At 54.3% G+C, this 13,294-nt stretch carries 11 protein-coding genes; 4 read left to right on the top strand and 7 right to left on the bottom strand.

Annotated features, from left to right (window positions below; genetic code table 11):
* Positions 1-134: 134 nt before the first annotated feature.
* From SR894_RS11445 to SR894_RS11435, 3 genes are all read left to right on the top strand, one after another.
* On the top strand, positions 135-1,949 hold the full coding sequence (locus SR894_RS11445) for an NAD(P)/FAD-dependent oxidoreductase (protein ID WP_133732335.1): 1,815 nt from the start codon (positions 135-137) through the stop codon (positions 1,947-1,949).
* Between the two features lie 17 nt (positions 1,950-1,966).
* Positions 1,967-3,037: a 2,3-butanediol dehydrogenase gene (locus SR894_RS11440; protein WP_275951299.1), complete on the top strand. Its 1,071-nt coding sequence runs from the start codon at positions 1,967-1,969 to the stop codon at positions 3,035-3,037.
* A gap of 526 nt (positions 3,038-3,563) precedes the next feature.
* The gene (locus SR894_RS11435) at positions 3,564-4,157 is read left to right on the top strand and encodes an OmpW/AlkL family protein (RefSeq protein WP_223288149.1); all 594 of its coding nucleotides are present in this window, start codon (positions 3,564-3,566) and stop codon (positions 4,155-4,157) included.
* Between the two features lie 109 nt (positions 4,158-4,266).
* Here SR894_RS11435 and pepQ read toward each other — a convergent pair whose 3' ends face one another.
* The 7 genes from pepQ to SR894_RS11400 form a co-directional block, all read right to left on the bottom strand.
* A complete protein-coding gene (gene pepQ, locus SR894_RS11430; protein ID WP_133732337.1) occupies positions 4,267-5,565 on the bottom strand; it encodes a Xaa-Pro dipeptidase in 1,299 nt (432 codons plus the stop codon).
* Positions 5,566-5,610: 45 nt separating this feature from the next.
* On the bottom strand, positions 5,611-6,522 hold the full coding sequence (locus SR894_RS11425) for a LysR family transcriptional regulator (protein ID WP_133732338.1): 912 nt from the start codon (positions 6,520-6,522) through the stop codon (positions 5,611-5,613).
* 49 nt (positions 6,523-6,571) lie between these two features.
* A complete protein-coding gene (locus tag SR894_RS11420) occupies positions 6,572-7,645 on the bottom strand; it encodes an ABC transporter ATP-binding protein (RefSeq protein WP_133732339.1) in 1,074 nt (357 codons plus the stop codon).
* A complete protein-coding gene (locus tag SR894_RS11415) occupies positions 7,642-8,658 on the bottom strand; it encodes an ABC transporter ATP-binding protein (RefSeq protein WP_009287009.1) in 1,017 nt (338 codons plus the stop codon). The genes SR894_RS11420 and SR894_RS11415 overlap by 4 nt, the downstream gene beginning before the upstream one ends.
* Before the next feature lie 7 nt (positions 8,659-8,665).
* Positions 8,666-9,622, bottom strand: coding sequence for an ABC transporter permease (locus SR894_RS11410; RefSeq protein ID WP_133732340.1), 957 nt, complete (start codon positions 9,620-9,622; stop codon positions 8,666-8,668).
* Entirely contained in the window at positions 9,619-10,668 is a 1,050-nt protein-coding gene (locus SR894_RS11405; protein WP_022523147.1) for an ABC transporter permease, read from the bottom strand. Before SR894_RS11405 ends, SR894_RS11410 begins: the two co-directional genes overlap by 4 nt.
* A 189-nt stretch (positions 10,669-10,857) precedes the next feature.
* Positions 10,858-12,438: an ABC transporter substrate-binding protein gene (locus tag SR894_RS11400; RefSeq protein ID WP_133732341.1), complete on the bottom strand. Its 1,581-nt coding sequence runs from the start codon at positions 12,436-12,438 to the stop codon at positions 10,858-10,860.
* Between the two features lie 297 nt (positions 12,439-12,735).
* Here SR894_RS11400 and SR894_RS11395 point away from each other — a divergent pair, with 297 nt between their 5' ends.
* Positions 12,736-13,284, top strand: coding sequence for a hypothetical protein (locus SR894_RS11395; RefSeq protein WP_133732342.1), 549 nt, complete (start codon positions 12,736-12,738; stop codon positions 13,282-13,284).
* Positions 13,285-13,294: the final 10 nt, after the last annotated feature.

The raw sequence follows: 13,294 nt of genomic DNA, 5'->3' as shown, positions 1-13,294 counted from the left end.
ATCGCCGCTTCGCTTTATTAAATAATATTATTTTTCAGTTAGTTATTTAAGTTGTATGCGTTTTGGCACGACGGGTGCTTAGGGTTGGGTGTCTCACAAGCAATTCTACAATAACAAACCATGGAGTTCTCGCTATGTCCGAGATATCGGCACAAACCCAGAAAACCGCCACGGCCACTGTTCAAGGGTGGCTGAGTGATTTTGATAACGCGCTGCAAACCCAAGATATTCAGCGTGTCTTGTCGCTATTTAATGAGGAGTGCTACTGGCGCGACTTTGTAACCTTTACCTGGAATTTAAAAACCTGTGAGGGAAAAGATGCTATTCAGGCCATGCTCAATGCCACCCTGGAGAACGTGCGTCCTACGAACTGGCAGCTAGAAGGCGAAGCTACCCAGAACGGCGATACCAGTGAGGCGTGGTTTACCTTTGAGACAGCGGTCGCCTGCGGCAAAGGCTACCTGCGCCTTAAAGACGGCAAATGCTGGACGCTGTTAACCACCATGCAGGCATTGCACGACTTCCCCGAGCCGCGTAATCACAACCGCCCAAAAGGTGCCGAGCATGGGGCCAACAAACAGCGTGAAACCTGGTTAGAGTTACGGGAGCGCGAAGAAGCAGAGCTTGGCTATACCCAACAGCCTTACTGCGTGATCATCGGCGGAGGCCAAGGTGGGATTGGCCTTGGGGCGCGGCTGAAGCAGATGGGTGTGCCAACCATTATTATCGAGCGCAACGAGCGCGCCGGGGACTCCTGGCGCAAGCGTTACAAATCCCTCTGCTTGCACGACCCGGTGTGGTACGACCACCTTCCCTATATTCCTTTCCCAGAAAACTGGCCGGTGTTTGCGCCTAAAGACAAGGTGGGCGATTGGCTGGAAATGTACACAAAGGTGATGGAGCTCAATTATTGGAGCTCCACTGAGTGTCAGAATGCGCGCTATGACGACGCCGCAGGCGAGTGGGTGGTTAACGTCAAGCGCAACGGCGAAGCGATCACGCTACGCCCGAAACAGCTGGTAATGGCCACCGGGATGTCGGGTATGCCCAATGTGCCGTCATTTCCTGGTGCAGAGAGCTTCGCAGGCGAGCAACAGCATTCCAGCCAGCACCCAGGGCCGGATGCTTACGCGGGCAAGAAGTGCGTGATTGTAGGCTCGAATAACTCTGCTCACGATATTGCCGCGGCACTTTGGGAGCACGACGCCGATGTCACCATGCTGCAACGCTCATCCACCCATATCGTTAAGTCGGATTCGCTGATGGAGGAAGTGCTGGGGCCACTCTACTCCGAAGAGGCGGTGGCAAGTGGCTTAACCCACGACAAGGCTGATCTGATTTTTGCCTCGATTCCCTACAAGGTGCTGCCGGACTTTCAGCGCCCGGCGTTTGAGGCAATCAAACAGCGCGACGCCGAGTTCTATCAGAAGCTGGAAGACGCGGGTTTTATGCTCGATTTTGGTGACGACGACTCGGGTCTGTTCTTGAAGTACCTGCGTCGTGGCTCGGGTTATTACATCGATGTGGGCGCCTGTGATCTGGTCGCCAACGGCGATATCAAACTGCGCAGCGGCGTAGGCATTGAGCGCATCAATTCCCACTCCATCACCCTCACCGATGGCAGCGAGCTAGCGGCAGATTTGATCGTTTATGCGACTGGCTATGGCTCCATGAATGGCTGGGCGGCGCGGCTTATCTCTCAGGAAGTGGCGGATAAAGTCGGCAAGTGCTGGGGCCTGGGCTCTGACACCACCAAAGACCCTGGCCCCTGGGAGGGCGAGCTGCGCAATATGTGGAAACCCACCCAGCAAGAGGCGCTGTGGTTCCATGGCGGCAACCTGCACCAGTCGCGGCACTACTCACACTACTTGGCGCTGCAGTTAAAGGCACGGATGGAAGGGCTGGAAACGCCTGTCTACGGTCTGCAGCCGGTTCACCATACGTCTTAAAACAGGAAGGGTAACCCATGAGTCAGTCAAGCATGCAGGCAGCGGTATGGTATGCAGCAAAAGATTTACGCGTTGAGCAAGTGCCGGTTCCCACTATCAGCGACCCCCATGAAGTGAAGGTGAAAGTGGCTGCCTGTGGTATTTGCGGCAGTGATCTGCACGAGTATGCCGCCGGGCCCATTTTTATTCCGGTAGGTAAGCCGCACCCGATCAGTGGCGAGCAGGCGCCGATCATTATGGGCCATGAGTTCGCTGGTGAAGTGGTCGAGGTCGGCGATAAGGTGACGCGAGTGAAAGTGGGCGACCGCGTGGCGATTGAGCCGATTCTCTCGCCCAACAAAGATGGCGCTTACCAGATGGAGCGCTATAACCTGACGCCCTTGCTTGGCTTTCATGGTCTATCCGGCGGTGGCGGTGGCTTTTCCGAGTTCACCGTGATGGGTGAGCATATGGTGCACAAGCTGCCGGATGATCTCAGCTTCGAGCAGGGCGCACTGGTCGAGCCCGCGGCGGTAGCGCTACATGCGGTGCGTCAAAGCTGCCTGAAAGCAGGGGATAGTGCGGCCGTGTTTGGTGCTGGGCCGATTGGCTTGATGACCATTGAAGCGCTAAAAGCCGCAGGCGCTGCTCAAATATATGCTGTTGAGGTCGCGCCTTCACGGAAAGCCAAAGCTAAAGCGCTAGGTGCCACTGTGGTTGATCCGCAGCAAGAGGATGTTGTGGCGAAATTACAAGCCTTGAGCGGTGGTGGAGTGGACGTGGCGTTTGAAGTGACCGGCATTCCTACCGTGCTGAATCAGGCGCTGCACAGCACTCACGAAGGGGGCGAAGTGGTGGTGGTGAGTATTTGGGAAGGAGAGGCCAGCTTTCAGCCTAACGATTTAGTCATCAAAGAGCGCACCATGAAGGGCATTATTGCCTATCGACATGTTTACCCCGCGGTAATGGCGCTGATGCAACGAGGCTACTTCCGCGCCGAGGACATGGTCACTCAGCGTATTCCATTGGCGGATATCGTGGAGGAGGGCTTTGAGGCGCTGCTAAACGACAAAGCCCAAGTGAAAATCATCGTGACACCCCACCACTAATCTGAGGATTCCAAAGCGTAAACAAACGTATATGGTGCTTTGTGATGCAAAAAGACCGCAAAGTGCGCAATGCTGGTGCATTTTGTTTGCTGCAGTGCGTCGGAGGTTGATTCTAGAGAGGTGTTTTTTAATTAAATATTTGATTTTTAATGATATTTAAAAAAGTGGCACACAGATCGCTATATATATGGCAAAGGATGAGTGAATAGAGAGGCGCAATTAACCATCTGGCTTCTTTTCCTTCTTCATCCACGTTGCTACCGGCTGGTAGCAACAAACCGAGTGAGCTGGCGTGCTCCACCTGGTCCCCTTCGGGGGACTTTTTTTATGCCCGGATTTTATGCCTGAGTTTTATGCCAGAGCTTTAAGCATAGGAAAAACTATCAGGGTGCAGTTTCTTATAACAATATTTTACAAGAAATTTGGAAACAGTGTTCGTATACTATACTCTGTACAGGAAAGTTGGATAGCAAGTACCGCAATCCCCAAGCGCAAGGAACTGCGCGTTGCATAGAGGACGACCCTGATGAGTAATATGAAACTGATTTCTGCCGCTGTAATCACTGCTAGTTTCGCACTGGCCAGTTCAGCGGCTCTCGCTTACAACGCTGGTGACGCATTCGTCCGTGGCGGCGTTGCCCAAACGGATACGGGTTCAGGTAACGGTAACGTAGCAGGTGACTCACTAAGCGTTGATGAAGCTCGTGGATTAACCTACGGCGTGGGCTATCTGTTTACTGACAAAGTGGGCATTGAGCTCAATAGCTCCGAAGAATTTGAGCACGACTTGAGCGTCAGCGGTGTCGACGCGGGTAGCATTGATCGCTTACCGATCAATCTGCTGGTCAACTACTACCCGTTAGGCGGTTTAGATTCACGTGTACAGCCTTACGTGGGTGCTGGCCTTAACTACACGCACTTTTCCAGCGAGCCCAGTGGTCTGAGCGTCGATGAAAGCTATGGCGCTATCGGCCAAGTAGGCGTGGATCTGGCCGTTACTGATAACGTTATGCTCAATGGTTACGCAAGCTACGCTGACGTGAACGCAGATATCAACGTCGGTGGTGAAGTTGACATCGAACCCGTCACCATTGGCGGTGGAGTTACTTATCGCTTCTAAGCATTGCTACCCTTTAGCTTTGTTAAGACGTCTGAAATAGCACTACGCCCGGCCTTGAGCCGGGCGTAGTGCGTTGTAGAGAGGCGGTTAGCAAGACGTTATAGCGGGTTTACGGCGTTAAGTTATCAAAGCCGCTTTCTGTCACTGCGACGTTATCTTCGATACGAATACCGCCACAGGGGGCGAGTTGGTCGACCAACCGCCAGTTAATGGGCAGTGAGGTGCTGCGCAGCGGTTCGAGCAGCATGGCGATAAAATAGAGCCCAGGCTCAATGGTAACGACCATACCAGGGCGCAGCGTGCGCGTCAGCCGTAGCGCTGGGTGCTGCTCTGGCGCGGGGGCGGGTGTGCCATTCGGGTGGCGTAACCCGGCCACATCATGCACTTGAAGGCCCAGCGAGTGGCCCAGTCCATGAGGGCAAAATGCCCGGGTTACACCCTCGACAACCGCTTGTTCTGCGGTGCCTTTAAACAGATCATTAGCCACCAATATTTCACCCAGGTGGTGATGCATCTGTTCGTGGAGTGCTAAAAAGTTAACGCCTGGGGCTACGCCTTTGACTAACTCATCTTTCAGCCCATGCATGGCGGTGACCAGTTCGCTAAACGCGACGGGTGCATCAGGGCCAGAGTAGGTGCGGGTAATATCAGCGCAGTAACCGCGAAAGCGGCGACCCGCATCGACTAGCAGGCTATAGCGCTGTTTAGGTGCGTTCAGGTCGTAGTGTTGATAATGCAGCACGCCAGCATGCTCATTTAAACCAATAATATTTTGGTAAGGCACATTGGACTCGCGCTGGCGACTCGCTGCTAAGTACGCCAACTGAATATCCAACTCACCGGATGCGCCAATAAAGGCGGCCTGGGACGCCTGATGGCCCGCTATCGCTAAGCGATTGGCTTCACGGATACAGGCGATCTCATAGGGTGTTTTAAACAGCCGTAATTCATCAAGGGCATGGACTATTTGCTCAGGGTGATGCTCTGCTTTTAGCGCCTGCTGGATGTTGCTGGCAAGACGCTCAATATCGCCAATGACGGCGGCATTCCCCGAAAGCGGTGGGGTGGTTTTCTCGCTGCATAAGTGGATATCAAACGCGTCTACCCAGGGCTCTTCGGGAAGGTGAGTAGGCAAGTGCCAAAAATCGGCGGGCGCATACAAGTACAGCTGCGGGCGCTTTTCTGGCTGAATAATCAACCAGCTATGCTGCACATCAGCTAAACCCACCCAGTGCATAAAATGCCCGTAAGTTTGAAAAGGGGGCGCGTGGTCATCAGCAAAGTGTACGCTGGTATGACCACTGTAAATCGCCAGACTATCAAACCCGTGGTCGGTCAAAATATCCGAATAAGCATGCTGCAGGTGCGCTATATGCTCGCGTTGCAGGTTAAATAGGGTGGTTGACATACAAAACTGTGCCCTCTCTTAAGTAAGCATTTCTCAAATGCGGGTTCATACACGGGGCGGCGCAAGTTCGCTCCAGAGGCTATCCAGCTCCGCGTGGCGATGATTTTGATGACGGTATAGCCGTAGCTCCATAGGCACATCCCAGCGACTATCGCCCGCTCTTACCAGCGTGCCTTGAGCAAGCTCTGCTGCGACGTTGCGCTCTGGCAGCCAGCTCATGCCGTAGCCAAGTAGCACCAGCTCTTTAATACCCGCCGCGTAGAGATTTTCACTCTGCGCGGTTAAATAGGTGGTTTGGGGGAGCCTGGCTAGGTGTGCTTTCACCGCAGACCCCAACAACCCACGCTTGGGGTAGGCAAGCCACGGCAGTGGTTGATGGCGTGACCCAGGCAGCAGGGCGCGTGGTTCTCCCTCTGGGGTTAACCCAGTCACTGGAATCAGCCTTTCATGACCAATCACACGATAATTACAGGCGCTGGTGTCGATCTCCAGATCGCAGCGCCCAATCGGCCAGTAACAGATAGCCAGGTCGCACTCGGCACGCGCCAAGGCTTGAAAGTAGTCATTGGCCACCCAGCCGGTCGCCCGCAAATAGGGCTGTACGCGATCTTGCCACCCTGTCGCCGATAGCCACTCCGGAAAGAAGTGCGGCAACAGGCTTTGCGGTGCTGCGACCATGATGCGCCGCTGCTGGCCAGCGTTAATTTCGCGCACCCGGTCACGGGTCAGCCGCACCCGGTCGGTTACCTGTTCGCACAGGGTCAGAAACTCCTCCCCGGCCGGGGTGAGCGAAAGTGGCAGCGTTTGGCGATTAATCAGCGTTACGCCCATCTCCTCCTCGAGCAGTTTTATCCGCCGGGAGAAGGTGGGCTGGGTAACGTTTTGATCATCTGCTGCGCGTGAGAAGTGCCGCGTTCTGGCCAGGGCGATAAAGTCTTCTAGCCAGCGAATTTCCATGCTCTACCTCTCAGCACCTGGGGTCGCTGTGTCGAATATGACACCCGCTTCATAGGCGCCCCTCCTCAACAGCGTGGCACGCCACACGGGTTCCGTCATCCTGTGTTTGCAGCACGGGAATTTCTTGCTTACAGCGCGCATTGGCATGCGGGCAGCGGCCATGAAACACGCAGCCGCTAGGCAGGTTAACCGGGGTCGGTACTTCGCCGGTGAGACGGATATGCTGGGGCCGGTCATCCTTCAAGCGTGGAATCGCCGAGAGCAGCGCCTGGGTATAGGGGTGGCGGGGCTTCTCGAACAGTGTCGCGGTGGTGGCAACTTCACACACCGTGCCTAAGTACATCACCGCTACACGGGTGCCAAAATGCTCCACGACGGCTAGGTCGTGGGTAATGAACAGGTAGGTCAGATTGCGCTCTTGCTGTGCTTCCATCAGCAGGTTGAGTACCTGGGCTTGAATCGAGACATCCAGCGCAGAAATAGGCTCATCGGCAACGATAAACTCAGGGTCGACGGCCAAAGCGCGGGCAATGGCGATACGCTGACGCTGACCGCCTGAGAATTCGTGACCAAAGCGCTTGCCCCAGTCGGGGTCGATGCCCACCGAACGCATTACCTCTTCAACTTTTTGGAGAATCTGCGGCCGTTTCCAGTCAGGGTGGTGCAGGCGTAGCGGCTCTTCAAGTGTTTGCTGAATGGTCATGCGTGGGTTGAGCGACGCATAAGGGTTCTGGAAAATCATCTGCATCCGCTTGCGATACGGCAGCAGTTGGCGCGAGCTTAAGTTATCGATGCGCTTGCCGTCGTAGCGAATTTCACCCTCTGTTGGGGTCAGTAGCCCCATGACGGTACGCGCCACTGTGGACTTACCGCAGCCGGACTCGCCAACCACGCACAGGGCTTCGCCGCGCTTGATATCCAGATTCACACCATTAATGGCATGCACGTGCTCTTGGTGGCGAACCAGCTTGCCGCCCTTGAAGCGCAGCTGATCGAGGAAATCTCCAGAGAGCGAGAAGCGTTTTTTCAAGTCGCGAATCTGCAGCAGCGAATCAGCGCTCTCTTCGTTCTGACGGGGAGTAGAATTATGGCTTTCCGTTATGGCCTCAGCGTGCGCACTCATGAGGTTTCCTCCTTCAAACGGCGATCTTCGAGCATTTCAGCCACCATATGACACGCCACACGGCAGTTGCCGGATTCGACAAATTCAGGCACCTGCTGCGTACAGGCCGGGCGGGGCTGGCCATCGGCACGATTGATAAAATCGCAGCGCGGATGAAACGCGCAGCCGCTGGGCAGGTTAGAGAGTGACGGCATGCTGCCGCGAATCTGATTGAGCTTTTCACCCGGCGTTGCCATCTGCGGCAGGGCGTTGATCAACCCCTGGGTGTAAGGATGCTGCGGGTCGTTGATAATCTCCCGCGTTGGCCCTTGCTCAATGACTCGGCCAGCGTACATGACCAGCATGCGCTGGGTGACCTGGCTGACCACGCCCAGGTCGTGGGTGATCAGAATAAGCCCCACATTGTGCTGCTCGCAGAGGTCAAGCAGCAGCGCCATGATCTCGGCCTGAATGGTCACATCAAGCGCCGTAGTGGGCTCATCGGCAATGATAATATCCGGGTCGAGGAGCAGCGCAATGGCGATAATAATCCGCTGGCGCATACCGCCTGAAAGCTCGTGAGGGTACTGATCCAGACGCGTTTCAGGTGAAGGGATTTGCACCTGCTGGAGTTTGTCCAGGGCGATCGCACGAGCCTCTTTGGAGGAGATACGCCGGTGCGCTTTTAAGCACTCGACCATCTGCTCGCCAATGGAGAGCACCGGGTTCAGCGTCATCATTGGGTCTTGGAAGATCATCGAGACGCGGTTGCCACGTACCTTACGCAGGCCGCGCTCAGACATGCGGTTAAGCACCTGACCGTCAAACGTCACCGTGCCGCCGGCGATAAAGCCCGGTTTGGCAATCAAGTTGAGCAGCGAAAACGCGGCAACCGATTTGCCTGCGCCGGACTCACCGACAATACCCAGGCGCTCACCGCGCTCAAGGCTGAAACAGATATCGCGCAGGGCGTGTACTTCGCCCTGGCGCAGCGCAAAGCGTACATCGAGGTTGTTGACTTCAAGTAGTGCCATGGTGTCCTCAGCCTTTATAGAGTCGTGGGTTCATGACATCACGCAGCCAATCGCCGAGTAGATTGATCGACAGCACCAGCACCACCAGAACTGCGCCCGGGATCAAGGTGATCCACCAGGAGCCGGACTGGATGTAGTCAAAGCCCGATTTGATCAGTGAGCCAAGCGAGGGGTGGGTCTCTGGCATCCCCAGGCCCAGAAACGACAGCGCCGCTTCAGAGATAATCGCGTTGGCAATCTGCACGGTAGAGATAACGAAGATTGGAGACATGGTGTTAGGCAGCACGTGGCGGAACATAATCCGTTTGCTGCGTAGGCCCATCACGCGGGCGGCGTCAACGTACTCTTTGTTTTTTTCTGCCAGCACTGAGGCGCGCACGGTACGGGCATACTGGGGCCATTCGGCCAGGCCGATAATCAGGATCAGCATCATTACCGCGTACTGGCTATAGAAAGCGCTGCCCATGGTCGCTTTGACCAAAGCGCCCACCACGATAGCGACCATTAGTGTCGAGAAGGAGAGCTGAATGTCTGCCAGGCGCATCAATATCGTATCGACACGACCGCCCAGGTAGCCCGCCATTAGGCCAAAGGTGACCCCTATCAGCGCCTGTAAAATAACCGCACCGAAACCAATCAGCAGCGAGACACGGGTGCCATATAGCACAACTGACCACAAATCGCGCCCCTGGGCGTCGGTGCCCAAGGCGAAACGGTCATCGGCGCCATCAATCCAGAAGGGCGGCAGTTCAGATGACATAATGTCGATTTGAGAGAGGTCGTAAGGGTTCGTGGGCGCCAGCAGCGGTGAGGCAAAGGCAGCGATGACCATGCAAATAAACACGGCCAAGCAGAGCTGGGCGGTATAATCGCGTTTGAAGCTGTACCACATGTAGGAGTCGCGCAGACGTTCCCAGCGGCTGGGTGAAGCGCTCGCTTGGGTGGAATTGTTGGTGGTGCTCATGCGGGCTTCCCAGTCAGTTTAACGGTGGGGTTCACCAGACCGTAGATCAGATCCACAATCGTATTGGTGACCACAAAAATAACGCCGACAATCATCAGGTAGGTCACAATCAGCGGAATATCGGCGCGGTTTATAGCATCCAAAAACATCAAGCCCATGCCAGGCCATTGGAAAACGGTCTCGGTCAAAATGGTGTAGGCCACCATGGTGCCGATCTGCACGCCCCCCACGGTAATAACGGGCAGCATGGTGTTTTTGAGCGCGTGAACGAAATAAACCCGGCGCATAGAGATCCCTTTCGCGCGGGCATACTTCACGTACTCCGATTGCATGACTTCCATCATTTCGGCACGAATCAGGCGGATAAACAGCGGTAGCATAATCGAGGCCAATGAGACCGCCGGTAATACGAGATGCTGTAAACCGTTCCAAGTCGCCAGGTTGGTATCCCAGTGACCCACCACGTTAACGAGGTCATAGCCACGGCCGAAGGAAGGCATATTGCCTTCGGTGGAGAAGAAGTCGTTTAGCCATGCGCCCCAGCCGGTACTTTCTGGGAACAGCGTGACGGTGACGCCGATGGCGAAGATTTGAATCAGTACGATCGCGGTCAAGAACACCGGAATCGAAATGCCGACAATCGACACACCCATAAAAAGGCGTGAAATCGGTGAGCGCGGTTTGATGGCGCTATAGACCCCAATGGGGACTGAAAACAGCACAATAATCAGCGTCGCGGCAAATACCAGCTCCAGGGTGGCGGGTAAATGGCGAGCAATTACTTCTAACGCCGGTTCGCGATAAAAGTAGGAGTAGCCGAAATCGCCTTGAACGGCGTTTTTAGCAAAACGAACGTACTGCACCAGGAAGGGGTCATTGAGGCCTAAACGCTCGCGAATTGCTTCACGCTCGCTTTCCGGCACTGACTGGCCAACCATCTGCTGTACGGGGTCACCCAGGTTATCCTGAATGGCGAAGGCCAGCACGCTGATGACAAACATCACCAAAATTGCGTGCATCAGCCGCTTGATTAAAAAGGCAATCATGGCGTACGCCACCTATGTGAAGGGTTCATCAAAGGAAGTGGGGGCATGTTATGCAGAGTTCTCTCAGCCTAGAACCGCCATACAAAAGGCTTCGCCCCCTAAACGCTTAGGGAGCGAAGCATCCTTGCGGTTAATGCATAAGTGACTCTTTTGATTTAATGCAAGGCACTTAATCAGCGGTGTTAATGCTTAGTCATCGCTGCGATTAATCACTAAGTCACCCAGGTAGGGGAAGTCAATAGCGTTGACTATTGGCTCTGCTTCAACGCCGTCTGCCGCGGCATAAGCCAGGTTCTGCCAATGCAACATGATAAAACCAGTGTCTTCATAGAGCATCGCTTCGGCTTCACGCAGCATTTCATTGCGCTTTTCTAGGTCGGTTTCGCTATCCGCTTCGGTTACCAGTGCGTCGATCTCTTCGTTGCAGTAGCCACCGTAGTTGTACTGGCCAGCACCCGTCTCTTCATCAAAGCAGAAGGTTAGATACTGGAAGAAGTTAGCGGTATCTTCGGTATCCGCGTGCCAGCCGATCATCGCCATATCGGACTGGCGGGTATCGTATTCCGGCCAGTACTGCGCCAGGGGCATGGTACGCAGGTCAACGTCAATATTGATTTGCGCCAGCATGTTGGCGACCGCTTGGGCGATCTGGGCATCGTTAACGTAACGGTTATTAGGGGCAATCATTTCAACACTGAAGCCGTCTTCGTAGCCCGCCTCGGCCATTAGCTCTTTGGCGCGCTCAATGTCGTAGCGCGGCGTTAAGTCCGGGTTATGGCCTGAGTAACCCTCAGGTGAGAATTGCCCCGCTGGGTTAGCAAATCCACGCATTAAACGGTCGGCAATGGCTTCCTGATTAATCGCTAAATCAACCGCTTGGCGAACGCGGGCATCCTGGAAGGCTTCAACGCGATCTTCGTTCATCTGGAAGCCAATGATACGCGTGCCGTCAATCTCTATGAGATTAACGCCATCTGCTTCACTTACGCGATCCAAGTCATTGGGTGGTACGGCATCAATAAAATCGACGCCGCCGGAGAGCAGAGCAGCTACTCGTGAAGCGTTTTCAGCGATGGGCGTCAGCACGATGTCGGTAACGTTGCCTTCGCTTTCAGTATCCCAGTAATCTTCAAAGCGTTTGAAGTCAACGCGTACGCCTTGGCGGCGGTCGGTGACGATAAACGGGCCAGTACCGGAAACATTGCGCGAAGCATAGGAGTTGCCAGCTTTGACGATTTCAGCTTTGTCGCTGCCTTCGTCGGTTTCGCCGCTATAGAATTTGCTATCCATCGGGAAGATGTAGGTAGCTAGGTTGAGTAGCAGCGGGTAAGGTTCGCTGGTGACGATCTCAACGGTGTAGTCGTCAACGGCTTCGGCGCTGGCCACTGGCTCAAAAATAGCGCGATAGTCAGGGCTCTCTTTCAGACGCTCAATGGTCCAAACCACATCTTCGGCGGTGAATTCGTTGCCGGAGTGGAAGGTAACGCCTTCGCGCAAGGTCATGCGCATGGTGGTTTCGTCGACCTGTTCCCACTCGGTGGCTAAGCGCGGTTCAAACTCAAAATCTTTTGTCCAGCGTACCAGCGGGTCAAACGCTAGGTGAGAGAAGCGCAGCATGCCGCCAGAAAGCTGCTCATGGATATCGAGGGTTTCAGGGTCGGCAGCGTAGCCAATGCGTAGCGTTTCAGCGCTTGCGGCCATCGGCAGTAACGTTGTACCCGCAAACACTGCACCAATAACGGAAGCCAGTAAGGTTTTTTTGAGCGTCATTATCGTTCCCTTAGGTCATTGTTTATTGTTCGTTTTACCGCCGCTTTCTTGGCTAGAAGCAGCCTTCCCGCCAGGAAAGCGTCAGTAAAACAGACACGGTCAGTTGGTAAGCCTATTTACAACACAAGCGTACAACCTAGGCTTACAACATAGAGAGTGCCTATCGCGTCATACAATCGAAATAATGACAGGCATCATTCGTCTACTGAATGATGTGGCTAATAGCGGTATGCTCAAGGCTCCTCTTAAGACGAAAGTAGTAAGCCAAAAGCAACACATAATCGGACGGAAAATCTTATGTGGGAAAAAATTGGGATAGCATTAATGGGGTTTTGGCTACCTATCAATGGTTTTGCCACTGAGCCTATGGGGCAAAGTACCCTTGATCAAGGTGGCTCTGAGCGTGTAGCGCCTGAAATAGCAGGGTCTTTGGATGATGAGCTGCGGGAGTGGTTTATTTTAAGTCATGGTAATGACTCAAGTGCCTCCTTCGTAGAGCTAGGCGACGATATCAATATTGATATCACTGGTTCTGTTGACAACGAAACGTGGGAAGGCGAGGAGGCGCTCTCTATTAGCCTGACCGTGAACGAAGGGCAGTTGATCAATGCAGTGGTTATTTACTCAATAGGAAGTGCTATTTCTCCGCCGTTATTCACCTCTGAAGGCGGAGACGTGGCAGTAACGCTAACTCAATATGAGCGTTCCAGCCAAACGGTTCACGTGGCAGGGAAAATAGAGGGGGTACTGCTACTACAAGTCGAGCTAGGTGAACCGCCAAGCCAGGAAGAGGGCATTGAGATCGACGTAGCGTTCGATGTAGAGGCGCAAAAAGTAGAGTTCTAGGCATCCAGGT

It is taken from the genome of Vreelandella neptunia (assembly GCF_034479615.1).
Lineage (GTDB): Bacteria > Pseudomonadota > Gammaproteobacteria > Pseudomonadales > Halomonadaceae > Vreelandella > Vreelandella neptunia.
The sequence above is the reverse complement of the archived record's forward strand: the minus strand, read 5'-3'. Positions and strand labels throughout refer to the sequence as shown.